General features: G+C 67.6%; 18 protein-coding genes. 13 read left to right on the top strand and 5 right to left on the bottom strand.

The window, feature by feature from the left end; genetic code table 11:
• The first annotated feature begins 95 nt into the window (after positions 1–95).
• Positions 96–1,244, top strand: coding sequence for an MFS transporter (locus ACZK1G_RS01720; protein ID WP_236251721.1), 1,149 nt, complete (start codon positions 96–98; stop codon positions 1,242–1,244).
• Here the strand turns inward: ACZK1G_RS01720 and ACZK1G_RS01715 are convergent.
• Positions 1,241–1,939, bottom strand: a complete 699-nt coding sequence (locus ACZK1G_RS01715; RefSeq protein WP_049444600.1) for a TorF family putative porin — start codon at positions 1,937–1,939, stop codon at positions 1,241–1,243. The genes ACZK1G_RS01720 and ACZK1G_RS01715 overlap by 4 nt on opposite strands.
• 178 nt (positions 1,940–2,117) lie before the next feature.
• On the opposite strand from ACZK1G_RS01715, the gene ACZK1G_RS01710 reads away from it, so the two are divergent.
• Positions 2,118–2,507: a DUF6165 family protein gene (locus ACZK1G_RS01710; RefSeq protein ID WP_049444589.1), complete on the top strand. Its 390-nt coding sequence runs from the start codon at positions 2,118–2,120 to the stop codon at positions 2,505–2,507.
• Between the two features lie 6 nt (positions 2,508–2,513).
• Here the strand turns inward: ACZK1G_RS01710 and ACZK1G_RS01705 are convergent, their stop codons facing one another.
• Positions 2,514–3,212 carry a response regulator transcription factor gene (locus tag ACZK1G_RS01705; protein WP_080347504.1) on the bottom strand — a complete coding sequence of 233 codons (699 nt, stop codon included), beginning with the start codon at positions 3,210–3,212 and terminating at the stop codon, positions 2,514–2,516.
• A gap of 177 nt (positions 3,213–3,389) precedes the next feature.
• Positions 3,390–3,962, bottom strand: a complete 573-nt coding sequence (locus ACZK1G_RS01700; RefSeq protein WP_014035687.1) for an OmpO family porin — start codon at positions 3,960–3,962, stop codon at positions 3,390–3,392.
• 210 nt (positions 3,963–4,172) lie between these two features.
• Here ACZK1G_RS01700 and ACZK1G_RS01695 point away from each other — a divergent pair, with 210 nt between their 5' ends.
• Positions 4,173–6,575, top strand: a complete 2,403-nt coding sequence (locus ACZK1G_RS01695; RefSeq protein WP_101764774.1) for a S9 family peptidase — start codon at positions 4,173–4,175, stop codon at positions 6,573–6,575.
• A gap of 91 nt (positions 6,576–6,666) precedes the next feature.
• Positions 6,667–7,026, top strand: coding sequence for a DUF1428 domain-containing protein (locus ACZK1G_RS01690; protein WP_049444583.1), 360 nt, complete (start codon positions 6,667–6,669; stop codon positions 7,024–7,026).
• Positions 7,027–7,041: 15 nt separating this feature from the next.
• Here ACZK1G_RS01690 and ACZK1G_RS01685 read toward each other — a convergent pair whose 3' ends face one another.
• A complete protein-coding gene (locus ACZK1G_RS01685; RefSeq protein WP_101764773.1) occupies positions 7,042–7,722 on the bottom strand; it encodes a hypothetical protein in 681 nt (226 codons plus the stop codon).
• A gap of 96 nt (positions 7,723–7,818) precedes the next feature.
• Positions 7,819–8,712, bottom strand: a complete 894-nt coding sequence (locus tag ACZK1G_RS01680; RefSeq protein WP_049444579.1) for a hypothetical protein — start codon at positions 8,710–8,712, stop codon at positions 7,819–7,821.
• Positions 8,713–9,203: 491 nt separating this feature from the next.
• On the opposite strand from ACZK1G_RS01680, the gene ACZK1G_RS01675 reads away from it, so the two are divergent.
• The 9 genes from ACZK1G_RS01675 to ACZK1G_RS01635 all read left to right on the top strand — a co-directional run bounded on the left by ACZK1G_RS01675 (position 9,204) and on the right by ACZK1G_RS01635 (position 17,101).
• Positions 9,204–10,637 (top strand): Do family serine endopeptidase, encoded by a 1,434-nt coding sequence (locus tag ACZK1G_RS01675; RefSeq protein ID WP_014035682.1) that lies wholly within the window; start codon positions 9,204–9,206, stop codon positions 10,635–10,637.
• Between the two features lie 101 nt (positions 10,638–10,738).
• Positions 10,739–11,104, top strand: a complete 366-nt coding sequence (locus ACZK1G_RS01670) for a hypothetical protein (protein ID WP_004153835.1) — start codon at positions 10,739–10,741, stop codon at positions 11,102–11,104.
• An 8-nt stretch (positions 11,105–11,112) separates the two neighbouring features.
• Complete coding sequence (locus ACZK1G_RS01665) at positions 11,113–11,583, top strand: phage holin family protein (protein ID WP_004153834.1); 471 nt, start codon at positions 11,113–11,115, stop codon at positions 11,581–11,583.
• Positions 11,580–12,029, top strand: coding sequence for a hypothetical protein (locus tag ACZK1G_RS01660; RefSeq protein ID WP_049444577.1), 450 nt, complete (start codon positions 11,580–11,582; stop codon positions 12,027–12,029). Before ACZK1G_RS01665 ends, ACZK1G_RS01660 begins: the two co-directional genes overlap by 4 nt.
• A gap of 67 nt (positions 12,030–12,096) precedes the next feature.
• The gene (locus ACZK1G_RS01655) at positions 12,097–13,206 is read left to right on the top strand and encodes an AI-2E family transporter (RefSeq protein ID WP_049444574.1); all 1,110 of its coding nucleotides are present in this window, start codon (positions 12,097–12,099) and stop codon (positions 13,204–13,206) included.
• 31 nt (positions 13,207–13,237) lie between these two features.
• Complete coding sequence (locus ACZK1G_RS01650; protein WP_014035679.1) at positions 13,238–13,957, top strand: HAD family hydrolase; 720 nt, start codon at positions 13,238–13,240, stop codon at positions 13,955–13,957.
• 3 nt (positions 13,958–13,960) lie between these two features.
• A complete protein-coding gene (locus ACZK1G_RS01645) occupies positions 13,961–15,328 on the top strand; it encodes a leucyl aminopeptidase family protein (RefSeq protein ID WP_197622109.1) in 1,368 nt (455 codons plus the stop codon).
• Positions 15,329–15,464: 136 nt separating this feature from the next.
• Entirely contained in the window at positions 15,465–16,568 is a 1,104-nt protein-coding gene (locus ACZK1G_RS01640) for a catalase family peroxidase (RefSeq protein ID WP_049444571.1), read from the top strand.
• Entirely contained in the window at positions 16,565–17,101 is a 537-nt protein-coding gene (locus ACZK1G_RS01635; protein WP_049444569.1) for a cytochrome b, read from the top strand. The genes ACZK1G_RS01640 and ACZK1G_RS01635 overlap by 4 nt, the downstream gene beginning before the upstream one ends.
• Positions 17,102–17,561 lie beyond the last annotated feature (460 nt).

Below are 17,561 nucleotides of genomic sequence, written 5' to 3'. Positions count from 1 at the left end.
CATGATCGCAGCAGGCGGACACTGTGCTCCCCCGCTTCCTGGAACACCGCGTGAGCCCGTCCCTCCCCCCTCTGCACCGCTGGCAGGTGCTGCTGATGTCGGTCGCCACCGGCGTGGCCGTGGCCAGCAACTACTATGCGCAACCGCTGCTGCACACCATCGCCGATGCCTTCGGCGTGCCGTTCGGCCAGGTCGGCATGGTGGTCACCGCCGCGCAGCTGAGCTATGCCGCCGGACTGATCCTGCTGGTGCCGCTGGGTGACCTGTTCGAACGCCGCCGCCTGATCGTGGTGATGAGCCTGCTGTCAGCTGGCGGCCTGGTGATCAGCGCCTGCGCACCGTCGCTGGCCTGGTTGCTGGTGGGCACCGCGATCACCGGCCTGTTTTCGGTGGTGGCACAGGTACTGGTGCCATTCGCCGCCACGCTGGCCGCGCCGGAACATCGTGGCCGCGTGGTCGGCACCTTGATGAGTGGCCTGCTGCTGGGCATCCTGCTGGCGCGTACCGTGGCCGGCCTGCTTTCCAGCCTGGGTGACTGGCGCCTGGTGTATGCGATCGCTGCCGGCACCCTGGTGCTGACCGCACTGGCATTGCAGCGCGGCCTGCCGCGATTCCACCACAGTGCCGGCCTCGGCTACTTCGCATTGCTGCGCTCGATCGGCGTGCTGTTCGTGCAGGAGCCGGTGCTGCGCCAGCGCACCCTGCTGGGCGCCTGCAGCTTCGCCATGTTCGCGATCTTCTGGACCCCGCTCGCGTTCCTGCTGGCGCAGCCACCTTACGCCTACAGCGATGCCACCATCGGCCTGTTCGGGCTGGTCGGTGCCGCCGGCACGCTGGCTGCGGGCCTGGCCGGGCGCATGTCCGACCGTGGCCAGACCGGTCGTGCCACCGCCATCGCGCTGGTGCTGTTGCTGCTGTCGTGGCTGCCACTGGGGCTGTCGGCCCACTCGCTGCTGGCGCTGCTGGTTGGCGTGGTGGTGCTGGACCTGGCCGCACAGCTGCTGCACGTCAGCAACCAGAACCTGATCTACGCACTGCAACCGGCGGCACGCAACCGGCTCAATGCCGGCTACATGACCGGCTACTTCATCGGCGGTTCGCTGGGCTCGCTGCTGTCGGCACAGGTCTACCAGCGCTACGGTTGGACCGGCGTCTGCCTTGCCGGTACCGCAGTAGCCGTGCTGGCCCTGCTGCTGTGGCTGCCCGGCGCGCTGCGTGCGCGCCAGGCGGCATCGTCGAACTAGAAGCTGCCCTGTAGTGCCAGCTCCCACCGTCCACCGGCATTGCCCGGGAACAGGCGCTTGGCTGCACTGTCGGTGTCATGCACGGTGGCGCGCAGCTCCCATGCTGGAGCCAGTGTGGCAATGGCGCTGAGCTGGCCGTGCAGGTAGTCCGGGCCCTGCGCGGTGGCCAGCCAGTACTGGCCCACCGCTGCTTCCAGGCGGACGCGTTCGTGCAGCGGCACACGCACGCCCAGCTGGGCATAGGTTCCGCGATGGCCACCGGCCAGCGCATCGTTGGAATGCGCAACCTGCAGCCAGGCGCGCTGCTTCCAGGTCACGGTGCTGTTGAGTTCGGTCCAGTCCAGCGCACGGCCGGTACCCGGATACATGTAGCGGGTCAGGTTGGCGTCCAGTGTCCAGTCCGGTGCCAGCGCGCCGGACCAGCCCGCCACCAGGTCGAACTCGCTGCGCGCGCCATTGTCCGGTTTGAACGAAACGTTGGAACCCCAGACGCTGGCATACCAGCCCGACGGGATCGAGATCTTCGCGCCGGCCTGCACCGCCGGGTCACCATCGCTCTGCGAGCTGCCGCGCCACACGTAATCACTGGTCAGTGCTGCACTGCCACTGACCTGCACCTGTGCCTGCGCGCTGCCGATGCCGAGCAGCCCTGCCAGGGCGGCCACCACCGCCGCCATCATCCCCTTGCTGTTCACTGCACTGTGTTCCTCGTCGAATGCGGTCACGCCGCCGGGACGGCAGTGTCCAGTGCGTGGCCGTAACGGATCGAGGGTGCTGCCCGGCCTGCGGCGCAAATTCGGCGTAAATCCCGTGGATGGAGGCCACGCGCCAACGGCGCGGTATCATGGCGCCTTGTTTCCAGGAACCAACCGCGTGGACGCCATCCTGACCCCGGTATCGATCGGCGAGCTGATCGACAAGATCACCATTCTCGAGATCAAGGCCGAGCGCATCAACGATGCGGCCAAGCTGGCCAACGTGCGCACCGAGCTGGACGGCCTGCTGCCCCTGTTGCAGCAGCAGCTGCAGGCACAGCCGGCGCTGGCCGTACTGAAGCAGCAGCTGAAGGCGATCAACGAGCGCATGTGGGACATCCAGGACCAGCTGCGCGACAAGGAAGCGGCCCAGGTGTTCGACGATGCCTTCATCCAGCTGGCACGCGGTGTCTATGGCACCAATGGCGAGCGCGTGCAGGTGAAGAACGAGATCAACCGCGTGGCCGGTTCGGCGCTGGTGGAAGAAAAGCAGTACCAGGGCGAGTAACGCCGCTCATCCGCATTCCAGCAGGTGGCGGAAGCGGAACAGGTCACCGTCTCCGCGGATACCAAGCTTGCGGTAGGCCGAGGTTTTCTGCGAGCTGATCGTGCTGGCCGAGCGCCCCGATCGCAGGGCCATTTCGCTGGTGCTGAAGCCCTTCAGCACCAGCCTCAGCACTTCACGTTCGCGCTGGCTCAGCGGCGCCAGCACCGGTGCGGATGCCCGGCGTGTGCGTGGCAGCTTCAGCTCCTCACGCAGTTCCGGTGGTACGAAGCGCCCTCCTCGAGCGACCACGTCAATGGCGCGCAGCAGCGTTTCCGGTGGCGTCGACTTGGACAGGAAGCCGCGCGCGCCGGCACGCATCGCGGTGGTCACCGTGCTGGCGTTGCAGTGCGCCGACAACACCAGCACCGGCAGCGCCGGCCAGCGCTGCGACAGCACCCGCAGCAAGGCCAATCCATCGCCCACGTCGCCCATCGGCAACGCGTCGATCAGCAGCAGGTCGACGCAGCTCGGGCTGCGCTCCAGCAGCTGCAGCAGGTCGCCCTCGTCGGACAGGCTCAGCCGAACCTGCACGCCACCGTGTTGCCGCAGCAGTACTTCCACGCCCAACCGCAATACCGGGTGCGGATCCAGCAGCGCCAGGCGACGTGGCCGATCAGGAAGCAGGGGAGGAAGAATCGGCGGCATCGCGGCATGTCCAGGCAACATGGGACATCCACCGTAGGTCGGTGCCCGCAGCGGCGGAATCCAATTCCTTGCAATGCTCGGCCCGGGTGCGCCACCAGTCAGATGACATTCTGTTTTGCGACGTCACAAACGCAACAGGCCCGGCAAGAGCCGGGCCTGTCGAGGCTTCTCCAGCGCGCAATCGCGCCGGGGCAGCAATTACCAGCTGAAGCGCGGGCCGACGGTGTATTCCTTGTCGCCGTGGCGGTTCATCTTCAGCTCGCCGTTCAGGCCCCAGTTCTGGTTCAGCTTGACCTGACCACCCAGGCGGCCGTACCACTGGCCATCCGGATTGACGCCGTGCTTCTTGGCGTAGTCTTCGTAGCCGACCATGCCGTAGACCTCGGCGTGGGCGCCGAAGGCAGTGCGGATACCGGCTTCAGCGCTGTAGCCGTTGAAGTCCAGACCGTGCTTCGGGTCGAACTTCTGGTAGGCAACGCGGGCAACGAAGTCGGTGCTCGGAGCGATTTCAACGTTGTAGCCGGCACCGATCTTCCACTGGTCAACCTTCAGGTTGGTGTGGTCGATTTCCTGGCGGCTGTATTCGCCGAAGGCGTGGAAGTTCGGCAGGAAGCCGTAGGAACCCTTCACGCCCCAGCCATCCGCCTTGATGCCATCGACGTCGGTCTTGGCGTAGTCGGCTTCGGCGTAGTTGTAGGACAGGTTCTCAGCAGCCGAGGCGGTGAACGGCAGGGCAGCGGCCAGGGCCAGAGCAATCAGCGAATTCTTCATGGGGGTACACCTTTACTTTCTTATGGTGTGCAGCAGCGCCAGGGCGCCATCGCATCGGGAATGTAAATTCTCCGTTATTCGCCACAACGCTCCCTGAAAACAGCAGTCTTCGCATTGCTGAATTTTTTGCCTTGATTCAGGCTGCGTCTGGCATACGCGCGCGGCGCGCGTGCATTTGAACCCCGCCGACGATTGCAACAGGAGGTTGCCTTGCACGTGCCTGCCCCGCTGCGGTTCCCGTTCTGCGCCGCCATCCTGGCCTTCGCCGGCGTGATTTCCATCGCATCGGCGCAGCCGCTGCAGCCCGCCGACTACCAGCGCGCCGAACGCGTGCACGACAGCCATCTGCGCGGTGCGCTGCGCAATGCCTCGATCGTGCCGAACTGGCTGGCCGATGGCCGCTTCTGGTACGAACGCGAAGATACGCAGGGCCGACGCCAGGCGGTCCTGGTCGATCCAGCACAGGCCACCCGCCAGATCCTGTTCGAGCCGGACGCACTGGACACTGCGGTTGCGCCCTTCGGAGCCAGCGGGCCACGCCTGCGCCTGGCCAGCGTGCAGGTGATGGGTGATGGCCTGCGGCTGCGTTTCAGCGGTGAGATGCCGGTCGACTGCCAATGGCCACGCTGGCACTGCGTGCGGTCGCACGATGCAATGCCGCCGGCAGATGCACTGCCTTCGCCCGCTGGCGATGCCTGGCTGCAGATGCGCGACCACAATCTGTGGCTGCAGTCGCCCGGAATGGCAGCACGAGGGCTGACCACCGGCGGTGAACCCGGCCATGGTTATGGCGTACTGCCGGACTTCACCCTGCGCGGTATTCCACGCCGCCAGGGCCGGATGCCGGCACGGCCGTTCGCGGTCGGCTGGTCACCGGACGGCCGCTACGTGGCCGGCATCCGCTACGACGAACGTGCACTGCAGGACTACCCCTATCTGGAAAGCACGCCGGCCAACAGCGCGCGCCCACGCGTGCATACGGTGAAGCTGGGGCTGCTGGGCGACGCACAACAGGTACGCGACAGCCTGTATGTGGTCGATACCCGCAGCGGCCGGCAGCACGACATCACGCTGCCCGAAGGCTGGAACACCCTGAGCGAGGCCGGCATCCTGGGCTGGGACGGTGGCCGCCTGTATGCCGTGATCGCGCACTTCGGCGCGCCACGGCGCTTGCGCCTGGTGGAGATCGAGGCCAGCAGCGGTGCACTGCGCACCGTGCTGGAGGAGGCCAGCGATACCCGCCTGCAGCTCAACGTGTATTCGTACAACCGGCCAGCGGTGGCGATCCTGCCCGGGCAGGACACGGCCGTGTGGTTCTCGCAGCGCGATGGCTGGGGCCATCTGTACCGGGTGCGCCTGTCCGACGGCAAGGTGCTGCGCCAGCTGACGCGTGGCCGTTGGGCGGTGCGTGACCTGCTGGGCGTGGACGCTGCGCACGGCTGGGCGTATTTCAGCGCCGGCGGTGTCGAGGGCGGCGATCCCTACGTGCGCGGCCTGTACCGGGTTCCGCTGCGCGGCGGACCGGTGCAGCGCCTGGCCGCCGATGGCAGCGACCATCTGGCCGATGCCGGCACCGGTGCGCTGTTCGGGGGACGCGCGCCGCAGGCACTGTCGCCGCATGGGGGCTATCTGGTGGATACCGTCTCCAGCCTCGTGCAGCCGCCGCGCACCGTGCTGCGTGCCAGCGATGATGGTCGCGAAGTGATGGTGCTGGAAGAGGCGGACCACCACGCGGTGGTTGCCGCTGGCTGGCGCCCACCGCGGCGCGAACGCCTGTTGGCCGCCGACGGGCACACGCCGATCTTCGCCACCGTCTACCTGCCCCGTGACTATCGCGATGACGGCAGCTTCCCGGTGATCGATGCGATGTACGGCGGTGCCTTCATCAGCAATGCGCCGGTGACCTATGCCGAAGCCGTATCGGCGTTGAATCCCGTCTCGCGCGCCAGCCTGGCCGAACTGGGCTTCGTGGTGGTCAGCATCGATGCGCGCGGCACCGGCGGCCGCGACAAGGCGTTCCATGACAGCAGCTTCCTGCACGCTGCCGATGTGCAGCTGGATGACCACGTGGCTGCACTGCGCCAGCTGGGTGAACGCTACCGGGGCATCGATCTGCAGCGGGTGGGTATCTACGGGCATTCGTTCGGCGGCTACAGTGCGGCGCGCGCCCTGCTGCGCTACCCGGCGTTCTACAAGGTGGGCGTGGCATCGGCCGGCAGCCACAACTTCCAGGGCATGTACGGCGGCGCGTTGCACGGCATGGATCGGCTGTTCGCGGGCGTGCTGCCGGCCACGGCCATGGCCGATGGCGTGCCGGTGCCCTTTGCCGGGCTGGACAACGCAGCGCTGGCCGGCAACCTGCGCGGGCATCTGCTGCTGGTCTACGGCGAACTGGACGAGAACGCACCGCCGGCACTGACCCTGCAGCTGGCTGCGGCCCTGAACACGGCCCAGCGCCGCTACGACCTGCTGTACCTGGCCCGGCAGGACCACGAACTGTTCCGCAACGACGCCACCTACACGCACCGCATGTGGGACTACTTCGTGCGTCACCTGGCCGGCCGGGAACCGCCGGAGACGGTGCTGGCACCGCTCCCGGGTGGCCCGGGCTGAACAGGCACACGCGGGATGTCGATCCCCGACGCGCTGGTTCGTCGTGTACTTGAAGGCCGTGCATGCGGCACGGTCCATCCGGAGGCAGGCAATGAGCTACATCGATGGTTTCGTCCTGGCGGTACCCATCGCCAACAAGGAGAAGTTCCTCGCCCACGCACGCACTGGGGATCCCGTTTTCATCGAGTACGGCGCGCTGCGCGTGGTCGAGTGCTGGGGCGATGACGTGCCGCACGGCAAGACCACCGATTTCTTCGGCGCGGTGAAAGCCACGCCGGATGAGACGGTGGTGTTTTCCTGGATCGAATGGCCGGACAAGCCGACCCGCGACGCCGGCATGCAGAAGATGATGGAGGACCCGCGGTTTGATCCAGCGAAGAATCCGATGCCGTTCGACGGCGCGCGGATGATCTACGGCGGCTTCGTGCCGCTCTACGAGCTGACGCGCTGAACCCGGCGGACGTGCTCAGCGCGCGTCCGTGTCATCGCTGGCAGCGGCATGGCCGGCGCCCAGTGCGGCGCCGGCCCCCAGGCCCATGCCGGCACCCATTCCGCCGCCACCGCCGCCTCCACCCGCACGGCCGCCCTTGGCATCGCCGTCGTTGCGGCCCTTGCCGCCGCCGCTGGCACCGGGCCGGGTCGGCCCCTGCGGAGGAATCTGCAGATCGGCCGGGATTGGCGCGAGGTCCAGTGCTTCGCGCACGAAATCGCGCAGCGAGACCACCAGGTCATGGGTGTGCACCGGTCGCCCCTGCGCCAGTTCATTGGCCGCGCGCGCGGCCAGCCGTACCTGTTCGTCGGTGCCCAGCAGCAGGATGTCCGACAGCGCGGCCTCGACCGCATCGCGGATGCGCCGCGCACGGTCCGAGCGCGGCTCGGCGATCCCTTCGGCATCTTCACGCTGGCGCAGGTCACGGCGATGGCTGGGATCCACGCCCAGTTCTCCAGTGAACGAACCGCCCAGCGTCTTGTAGGCGGCCATCAGCGTGCGCAGCCGTTCATTGATCTGCCGGTTCTCGCGCTCGCGGCGCTGCTGCAGGGTCTGCATCACCAGCAGGCGGATGCCCACGCCCAGCAGGGTGATCAGGACCAGGCCGGCCAACGTGGACAGCACGCCCTGCCAGGAACTGAAGTCGATACCACGCATGCCCGGGGCTCCTGCAGGAAGAACCTGCATCTTGCCCCAGAAACGCGAAAGGCCCCACCACCCGGTGGGGTGGCAGGGCCTTCGGTCGCGGCGCGATTACTTGCGCTTGGCGACCTTGCGCACGGCCTTCTTGGCCGGAGCCTTCTTGGCGGCGACCTTCTTCAGCGGCGCAGCCTTCTTGGCGACCGTCTTGCGGGTGGCGGCAACCTTCTTGCCCACCGCCTTCTTGGCGACGGCGGCCTTCTTGCCGACAACCTTCTTGGCAGCGGCGGTCTTCTTGCCGACGGCCTTCTTGGCGACAGCAGCCTTCTTGCCGACCACCTTCTTGGCGGCCGCAGTCTTCTTGGTGGCGACCTTCTTGGTGGCGGCAACCTTCTTGCCGACAACCTTCTTCGCAGCCACGGCCTTCTTGCCAGCGACCTTCTTGGCGGCGACGGTCTTCTTGGCCACGGCCTTCTTGGCGGTAGCGACCTTCTTGCCGACCACCTTCTTGGCGGCCGCGGTCTTCTTGGCAACGGTCTTCTTCGCGACGACGGCCTTCTTGGTGGCGGCCTTCTTCACGGTGGCGACCTTCTTGCCGGCAGCCTTGGTGGCGGCCTTGGTGGTCTTCTTGGCGGCAGCGGCCTTCTTGGTCACAGCCTTGCCGGCAGCGGCCTTCTTCTTGGCCACTTCCTTCTTCAGGGCAGCGGCTTCGGCCTTGGCGTTCTTCTTGGCCGCTTCCAGCTTCTTCTTGGCGTTGGCAACGGTCTTGCCGACCGACTTGGCGGCCTTCTCGGCCTTCTTGGCAACGGTCTTCTCGACCTTGGCCACAGCCTTCTTGGCCTTGGCAACGCGGGTACCGGCAGCCTTGGTGGCGCGCTTGACGGTCTTCTTGACCGACTTCACGGCGTCTTCGGCGGCGTGGGCGATGGTCTCGCCGACGTTGGTGGCGGCTTCTTTGACGTTCTCGACGGCGTCGGTCACGACCGACACACCATTACCGTTGCTCATGTTGCCCTCCTGGGGGCCTTAAGTATCAAAACGGGGCGATGCTATACCGACATTGACGATCGTGGAACGGGGCACGCGCCCGCAATCGCATCTGATGCGACGGCCATGGTGTAGCCCACCACTGCCGCAGGAGCGGCGGGTTCACAGGAAACCCCTTTTTTTAAGGACTACGCCACATCCACTGCGTGGTCGAAGATGGTCGTTGCGTGCCGTTGCACGGATGCGGCATCCGATGCGTGTTGTGGCGTATTGCGGCACCCGGTTGCGCGGAACTGCGCAAGTATCGGTCTGTGTCCGCGCGCCCAGCGATCGTCTTCGGTGATGCAGGCGTCGCCTGTGCGGGTGTCGCCACAGCCCTGCTGTCAGCCTCCGCACCCGCCTTCTTCGGCCTGCGGTTTTCATGGCGCATTTATCCAGATCGCGACACACTCATTCAGCTTGTTTTACCGTAGGGCCGAACCGCCCCCATCCACGCCAGCGAACCGACTCCCATGCGACCGCTTCCCACCCTGCTCACGCTCGCAATCGCCGCCGCCTTCGGTGGCTTCGTTGCCACCGGCATCAATGCCCACCTGGACAACCGTGCCGACGCAGCCCCCTTGCCAGCGGTGCTGCCGACCACGGCCGCGTTGCCCGCCGCGGTGGCCGGACAGGCGGTGCCGTCGCTGGCGCCGATGCTGGAAAAGGCGATGCCGGCGGTGGTCAGCGTCAACACCAAGCAGGTGGTGCGCGTACGCAACCCCTTCTTCAACGACCCGTTCTTCCGCCGCCTGTTCCCGGACATTCCGCAGGAGCGCATCAACGAATCGCTGGGCTCGGGCGTGATCATCGACGCCAAGGAAGGCCTGGTGCTGACCAACCACCATGTCATCGAGAACGCCGATGACGTGCAGGTGACACTGGCCGATGGGCGCACGGTGAAGGCCGAGTTCCTCGGTTCGGACCGTGATACCGACATCGCGCTGATCCGCATCCCGGCGCAGAACCTGACCGACATCAAGCTCGGCAACAGTGACCAGCTGCGGGTGGGCGACTTCGTGGTGGCCATCGGCAATCCGTTCGGCTTCAGCCAGACGGTCACCTCGGGCATCGTCTCGGCGGTGGGCCGCAGCGGCATCCGTGGCCTGGGCTACCAGAACTTCATCCAGACCGATGCATCGATCAACCCGGGCAACTCCGGTGGTGCGCTGGTCGACCTGCAGGGCCAACTGGTCGGTATCAATACCGCCAGCTTCAACCCGCAGGGCAGCATGGCCGGCAACATCGGCCTGGGCCTGGCGATTCCGTCCAACCTGGCGCGCAGCGTGGTCGACCAGCTGGTCAAGCACGGGGTGGTGGTGCGCGGCACGCTGGGCGTGGAGAGCCAGAACCTGACCGCGCAGATCGCGCAGGGGCTGGGCCTGGGCGAAACGCGGGGTGCGCTGATCACCCGCGTGCTGGCCGGTTCGGCCGCCGCCGCGGCCGGGCTGAAGCCGGGCGACGTGGTGGTCTCGGCCAACGGCCAGCGCGTGGACAGCGCCGAAGCCCTGCACAACGTGGAAGGCCTGGCCGCGGTCGGCAGCCCGCTGGCGCTGGACGTCCGCCGCGAAGGCAAGCCGCTGCAGATCAAGGCCACGCTGAAGGAACAGGCGCGTGCGGTCACCGGCGAGAGCCTGGACCCGCGGCTGACCGGTGCCACCTTCGTCGACCTGCCCGAGTCGCTGCGGCAGTCGGGTGTCGGCGGCGTGCTGGTCAGCGAGGTCAAGCGCGGCAGCCGCGCGGCGACCAACGGCCTGCAGCAGGGCGACATCATCACCGACGCCACCGTGGGTGAATTCGCCGACCTGGCCAGCTGGCGAGCCAATTTCCAGCAACGCCCGCCGACCCTGGTGGTGCGCGTGCTGCGCAACAATGGCCAGCAGCAGGGCCAGCTCGTGATGCGCTGATCGCCCTGCCGTAACACCCCCTATACCCCGGCAATGCTATTGCTGTCAGTCCAGGTCGGCACCGCCGACACCCGTTCCCCCATCGCAACAGGAGTGATTCGATGAGCCCCACCAATACCGAGAACCTGAAGGAACACCTGGGTGAAGCCGGTTCCCACCTGAAGCAGGCCGCCACGGCCGCCGGCGGTGCGATCAAGGGCGCAACCGGTGCCGCGACCGACGAACTGCGCATCGGCAAGGCCAACGTCAAGGCCGAACTGTCCGACAGCGCGCTGTCTGGCCTGGCCGCCGCCGAATTCGGTGGTGCCGCTGCCAAGGAACAGGTCGACGCGTTGATGGACAAGGGCAAGGACCTGATCGACAGCGCCGCCGAGCTGATCCGTGAACGTCCGCTGGCCTCGTTCGGCGTCGCCTTCGCTGCCGGCTGGATCATTGCCAAGCTGGCCCGCGGCAGCAGCGACAAGTAAGCCGCGGCGTGAGCGAAGACAACGCGCAAGCCCCTGATCCGGCGGCCACCCCGCCGCTGGATGAGAGCATCCGCCAGGTCGGCGCGGCCGGTCGTGCCGCTGCCGATTCGGCCAAGCATTCACTGCGGTCGCTGCGCCGCCTGGCCTCGGCCGACTTCGCGCTGGCACGCAGCGCGTTCGGTCGTGCGCTGGCCTGGGCCGGCGTGGCGATCGTGTTCGGTGCGTCGGCGTGGTTGCTGATGGCCGCCACCCTCATCGCCCTGCTGCAGAGCTGGGGCCTGAGCTGGCTGCAGGCGCTGCTGATCACCTCATTGCTGAGCCTGGCCGTCACCGGCTATGCGATCTGGCGGGTGTCCTACTTCTTCCACCACACCGGCATGCACGCCACCCGGCGCCAGCTGTCACGCCTGGGCCTGTTCGACGAGCCCAGCGAAGATGACCCCGATGCCGATGTGCAGTTGCCGGAGGGCAAGCCATGAAGTTCGGTGCGCTGCAGCGGCGGGTGAAACGCTGCGAACAGGTGGTGACCGTGCGCCTGGTCGAGACCCAGGACCACTGGTCCACGCTCAGCCAGGTCTGGCGACAGGGCTGGTCGCCGCTGCGCATCGTGGTGGTCGGCCTGGCCGGTGGCTTTATTGCCGGCAAGCTGGAAGTGCCGGGCAAGGTCAACGGTGCCCGCTGGCTGCAGATGGTCGGTTCGGTCTCGAATCTGTTCGCCAGTGCACAGGCGGCGTTCGCCACGGCGATGGCGGCGCAGGCGGCAGCCAGCGCCGACGACGCGGCCGAAGAAGCCGACGATGCCAGCGAACAGGCACAGGCGGCGGCCTCCGCTTCCGACGCACGGCCCACACCGCGACCGGAACCCGAACCGGAACTGCGCGAACCGCGCCCGGCCGAAGCGGCCACCGAGCTGTCCGAACGTTGATCCACGGAATCCGCCGCGCCGATCGCGGCCGGCGGATAATGCGCTCCCCTTCCCGGTTGGTGCGTCGATGAGCGAGTCCCTCCTGTCCCCGTCACCGGCCGATCCGCAGGATGCGGAAGCGCCGCTGCCGCCCCCCTCGCGCCCGCGCGGGCCGATGTCGCTGGTGGTGCTGGCAACCCTGGCGGTGGGCTACACGCTGTGGGCCGCGCAGGACATCATCCTGCCGGTGCTGCTGGCGATGTTCTTCGCACTGGTCGGCAACCCGATCCTGCGCCTGCTGCAGAAGCTGTGGATTCCGCGCGCACTGGGCGCCCTGCTGATCCTCGGTGCGGGCCTGGGCGTGACCGGTTCGCTGGCGGTGCAGTTGATCGGCCCGGCGATGGAATGGGCGCAGGAAGCACCGCAGCAGCTGCGCAAAGTGGCCCGTCAGGTGCAGGACCTGACCAAGCCGGTGCAGCAGGCCAACCAGGCCGCGGAAAACTTCGCCCGCGTGGCCGGCGGTGACAGCAACCACAAGGTGCAGGTGATCCGCACCCAGCTGGACGATCCGTACCGCATGCTGACCCGTGCGCCGCGCCTGGCCGCGTCGGTGCTGGCGGTGGTGCTGCTGACCCTGTTCTTCATGATCTACGGGCAGAGCCTGCAGCGCGCAGCGATCGCGCTGTTCCCGAACCGCCAGCAGCAGCGTTTCACCACCGACATCCTGCGGTCGATCGAGCGGGAGGTCTCGCGCTATGTGCTGACCATCAGCGTCATCAACACCCTGGTCGGGCTGGTGTTCGCCGGCGTGCTGATGCTGTTCGGCATCGGCCTGCAGGAAGCCTTGCTGTGGGGCACGGTGGCGGCCCTGCTGAATTTCGCCCCGTACGTGGGCCCACTGATCGGCGTGGCATTGATGCTGTTGATGGGCTTCGTGGAATTCCGCGACCCGCTGCAGGCCCTGCTGCCGGCCGCTGCCTACCTGGCCCTGCACACCCTGGAAGGGCAGATGGTGACCCCGATCGTGCTGGGCCGGCGGATGAAGCTGTCGCCGCTGGTGCTGATCCTGGCGCTGATGGTGTTCGGCTGGGCCTGGGGCATGATCGGCCTGCTGCTGGCGGTGCCGCTGCTGGTCTGCATCAAGCTGGTGCTGGCACGGCTGGACGGCATGCAGGGTTGGGCGCGGTTGCTGGAATGAAAGCCCGCGCGGGCAGGCGTAGAATGGCGGGGTGAATTTCCCCGTCCAAGCCATCACTCTCGACCTTGACGACACGCTGTGGCCGTTCGCTCCGATCGGCGCCCGCATCGACCTGGTCCTGCACGCGTGGATGCGTGAACACAGCCCCGCCACCGCCGAGATGTATCCGGTGGCAGCGATGCGCGAACTGCGCGAGCGCCTGTACCACGCCCATCCGCACCTCCACCACGACCTGAGCGCGCTGCGCCGGCTGACCCTGCACGAAGCCCTGCACGGCAGCGGCGCCAGTCTCGATCTGCTGGAACCGGCGTATGAAGTGTTCTACGCCGCACGCAACCAGGTCGAGTGCTACCCCGATGCGATCGATGCGCTGGCGCGGATTGCCGCGCGGGTGCCGGTGGCAGCGCTGAGCAATGGCAATGCCGATCTGGAGCGGATCGGCCTGGCCCATCATTTCGCCTTCCAGCTGGGCGCGCGCGAACACGGCGCAGCCAAGCCCGAGGCGAGCATCTTCCACGCCGCCTGCACCCGCCTGGGTGTGGCGCCGGCACAGGTACTGCATGTCGGCGACCATGCCGAGATGGACGTGGCCGGGGCGATCGCCGCCGGCCTGCGCGGGTGCTGGATCAACCGCGAAGCAGCCACCTGGACCCATCCGCACCTGCAGCCGGACCTGCAGTTCGACACCCTCACCGGCCTGGCCGACTGGTTGGATGCCAACCTCGACGCCGCCGCACCCCGGAGTACCTGACGCATGAGCGAGATCACTGGCTTCACCACCGACACCGCCGCAGCGCTGCCGCTGTACGTGCTGGACCGCGAGCAGTTCGCGGCCTGGAAGGACGGCCAGCCGGCCGCCACCCAGGCCTGGCTGGCGTCGCAGGGCTTCACCGCCGGCGCGCACAGCGTGGCCCTGCTGCCCGGCAGCGATGGCCTGGCCGGTGCGGTGATGGGTGTGGGTGATCGTGGTGATGCCTACAGCTATGCGCATGCCCCGCACGCCCTGCCGGAAGGCAGCGTGTGGCAGCTGGCCAGCGAACTGCCGGCCGCCGAACTGGCCCTGCTGCAGCTGGGCTGGGGCCTGGGCAGCTACCGCTTCGACCGTTACCGCAAGCGCAACCGTGCACCGGCGCAGCTGGTGGCGGCACCGTCCGGCGAGGTTGCAGACCTGATCGCCGCCAGCCTGCGCGTGCGTGACTGGGTCAACACGCCGACCGAAGACATGGGCCCGCAGCAGCTGGAAGACGCCGCACGCGCCCTGGCCAATGCACATGGCGCGCAGGTCGAAGCGATCACCGGCGATGAGCTGCTGAAGCAGAACTTCCCGGCCATCCACGCCGTGGGCCGTGCATCGCACCGCGCGCCGCGGCTGGTGGTGCTGCGCTGGGGCAAGGACACTGATCCGGCGCTGGTCCTGGTCGGCAAGGGCGTGTGCTTCGATACCGGCGGCCTGGACATCAAGCCAGCTGACGGCATGCGCAACATGAAAAAGGACATGGGCGGCGCCGCGCATGCACTGGCCCTGGCCGGCCTGGTGATGGCACGCGGGCTGCCGGTTCGCCTGACCCTGCTGGTGCCGGCGGTGGAAAACGCGATCGGTCCGGATGCCTTCCGCCCGGGCGAAGTGATCGCCACCCGCAAGGGCCTGAGCGTGGAGATCGACAACACCGATGCCGAAGGCCGCGTGATCCTGTGCGATGCGCTGACCTTCGCCGGTGAGCAGAAGCCGGACCTGGTGCTGGACTTCGCCACCCTCACCGGTGCCGCACGCATCGCACTGGGCCCGGATCTGCCGGCGCTCTTCAGCAATGACGACAGCGTGGCCCAGCAGTGGCTGCAGGCCGGCGACGCGACCCGCGACCCGGTCTGGCGCATGCCGCTGTGGCGCCCCTACCTGCGTTACCTCAGCAGCGGCATCGCCGACCTGGCCAACGCCGGTTCGCGCATGGCCGGCTCGGTGACCGCCGCGCTGTACCTGGAGCGTTTCCTGGAAGAAGGCCAGCGCTGGGCGCACCTGGACGTGTACGCCTGGAACGACGGCGAACGCCCGGGCCGTCCGGCCGGTGGCGAAGCGCTGGCGCTGCGTTCGGCGTGGGCGATGCTGAAGCAGCGCTACAGCTGATCGGGTGGGTGCCGACCGTTGGTCGGCACGTCGTCCCCGGCAAACTTGACGAAAAATTGAATACCGGGCCTGGAAGGGTTCTGCGAGGATGTGTGGGTCGACCACCCACACGCTCCGTGAAGGCAGGACTCCGACCATGTCGCTCTTCCGCTACACCCGTGCCGGCCAGACGGCGGGCGCACCGCGCAGGCATTCGCCGCTGCCCTGGATCGCACTGATCGCGCTTATTCTGGGCGCCGTCGCGCTGGCCTTTGCCTGGCTGGCCGGCTGGATTGGCGACCGCCTCACCGCGCAGCGCTTCACCGACACCATCGAGGCCACCGGCCCGGCCCATCCCGGGTTCCGTCGTGCGCACAGCAAGGGCATCTGCGTAAGCGGTTGGTTCGAACCCAGTGCGCAGGCCCCTACCCTGTCCAGCGCCCGCGTGTTCTCGCAGTCACGCGTACCGGTGATGGGCCGCCTGTCGATCGGCGGCGGTGACCCCTACGGCGCCGACAACACCGCACGCGTGCGCAGCCTCGCGGTGCAGATGGTCAGCGATGACGGCCAGGAATGGCGCATGGCGATGAACAGCTTCCCGTTCTTCGCCGTGCCCAACGCCGAGGCGTTCTACGAGCAGACGCGCGCCTCCATCCCGGACCCGGCCACCGGCAAGCCCGACCCGCAGAAGATGGCCGCGGTGCTGGCCAAGTACCCCAGTGCACAGGCCTTCCAGCAGTGGGCCAAGACCGCGCCGTGGACCAGCAGCTGGGCCGACACCACCTTCAACAGCGTCAACAGCTTCTGGTTCACCAACGCGCAGGGCCAGAAGCGCGCGGTACGCTGGCGCTGGCAACCGCAGGCGCCGGTGGTCGAGATGGATGCGGAAACGCGCAAGCAGGCCAGCATCGATTTCCTCAGCCAGGAACTGCAGCAGCGCCTGGCCAGCGGCCCGGTGCGCTGGAACCTGGTCGTGACCACCGCCGAGCCCGGCGATGCCATCGATGATCCGTCGGTACCGTGGCCCGAGTCGCGTGATCAGGTGGTGGCCGGCGTGCTCAGCCTGGACCGCATGCAGTCGCAGGAACAGGGCGCGTGCGGGCAGATCAATTTCGATCCGCTGATCCTGCCCAGTGGCGTGCGTGGCAGTGACGATCCGATCCTGGCGGCCCGCTCCGCCGTGTACTCGCAGTCCTTCAACCGCCGCGAACGCGAGCGCGCCACCGGCAACGTCGAGCAACCGAAGGAGGCCGCACGATGAGCACCGGCAACGGCCACTTCAACCTGCTCGCGCGCGTGCTGCACTGGTTCATGGCGCTGATGATCATCGCCATGCTGTTCATCGGCGTGACCATGGTCGCCTCGCTGCACCTGCGGCCGATGCTGATCGACCTGCACCGCCCGTTGGGCATCGCCATCGGCGTACTGGTGCTGTTGCGCCTGTACAACCGGCTGCGCCATCGCCCGCCGCCGCTGCCGGCGGATCTTCCGGTGTGGCAGGTGATGGCCGCCAAGGCTTCGCACTGGATGCTGTATGCACTGATGCTGGCAATGCCGCTGATCGGCTGGGCGATGCTGTCGGCCGGCGGTTATCCGATCGTGCTGTGGGGCGGCCAGCACCTGCCGCCGATCGTGCCGCATACCCCGGCGCTGTACGCCGCGTTGCGTAATGCGCACAGCCTGCTGGCCTATGTATTGTTCGCCACGGTGCTGATGCATGTGGGTGCGGCGCTGTTCCACCTGTGGGTGCGGCGTGATGGGGTGTTCCAGGCGATGGCGCGCGGGAAGGATTGAGCGGGTTCCACCTGCGCCCACGCATGGATAGCGCCGGGCCATGCCCGGCGGATCATTTCCGCGCCTGCGGAGAGGTGTCACTTTCTTTGCTCGTGCACCGCGCTGCAGGAGCAGCGTGGAACGGCGCAGCCGGCCCGTAGGGTGGCGCACATGAATGTGCGCCATCAAGAAAGTAACCAAAGAAACGCTCCGCCGGCCGCGAGCCGGCGCGCTTCGCACGCCGGTGCCCTGCGCTCCTCGGTCCGTCGAGGGACGGTGCGGGAACTCGCTGCGCTCAGACACCCGCACCTCTTCGCCCTCGCCGGACCTGCGGTGCTCGGCTCGCTTGAAGGCGGACTGGAAAATCAAGATCAAGGGCAACGGCAACGGCAACGGCATCCACGCATGGCGTGGATCTACTGGGTGCAGCTGTGGCATTTGACCTTGGGTCCGCCTTGAGCGAGCCGAGCATCGCAGGGGA

It is taken from the genome of Stenotrophomonas sp. 109824_Sma, assembly GCF_056480025.1.
This window is presented reverse-complemented; position numbering and strand designations above follow the sequence as displayed.

Bases quoted from the DNA above. Each gene is read 5' to 3' on its own strand.
- ACZK1G_RS01720 (WP_236251721.1), top strand. From the start codon at position 96: ATGTCGGTCGCCACCGGCGTGGCCGTGGCCAGCAACTACTATGCGCAA.
- ACZK1G_RS01705 (WP_080347504.1), bottom strand. From the start codon at position 3,212: ATGTTGCCTGGACATGCCGCGATGCCGCCGATTCTTCCTCCCCTGCTT.
- ACZK1G_RS01700 (WP_014035687.1), bottom strand. From the start codon at position 3,962: ATGAAGAATTCGCTGATTGCTCTGGCCCTGGCCGCTGCCCTGCCGTTC.
- ACZK1G_RS01690 (WP_049444583.1), top strand. From the start codon at position 6,667: ATGAGCTACATCGATGGTTTCGTCCTGGCGGTACCCATCGCCAACAAG.
- ACZK1G_RS01685 (WP_101764773.1), bottom strand. From the start codon at position 7,722: ATGCGTGGTATCGACTTCAGTTCCTGGCAGGGCGTGCTGTCCACGTTG.
- ACZK1G_RS01680 (WP_049444579.1), bottom strand. From the start codon at position 8,712: ATGAGCAACGGTAATGGTGTGTCGGTCGTGACCGACGCCGTCGAGAAC.
- ACZK1G_RS01675 (WP_014035682.1), top strand. From the start codon at position 9,204: ATGCGACCGCTTCCCACCCTGCTCACGCTCGCAATCGCCGCCGCCTTC.
- ACZK1G_RS01670 (WP_004153835.1), top strand. From the start codon at position 10,739: ATGAGCCCCACCAATACCGAGAACCTGAAGGAACACCTGGGTGAAGCC.
- ACZK1G_RS01660 (WP_049444577.1), top strand. From the start codon at position 11,580: ATGAAGTTCGGTGCGCTGCAGCGGCGGGTGAAACGCTGCGAACAGGTG.
- ACZK1G_RS01655 (WP_049444574.1), top strand. From the start codon at position 12,097: ATGAGCGAGTCCCTCCTGTCCCCGTCACCGGCCGATCCGCAGGATGCG.
- ACZK1G_RS01645 (WP_197622109.1), top strand. From the start codon at position 13,961: ATGAGCGAGATCACTGGCTTCACCACCGACACCGCCGCAGCGCTGCCG.
- ACZK1G_RS01640 (WP_049444571.1), top strand. From the start codon at position 15,465: ATGTCGCTCTTCCGCTACACCCGTGCCGGCCAGACGGCGGGCGCACCG.
- ACZK1G_RS01635 (WP_049444569.1), top strand. From the start codon at position 16,565: ATGAGCACCGGCAACGGCCACTTCAACCTGCTCGCGCGCGTGCTGCAC.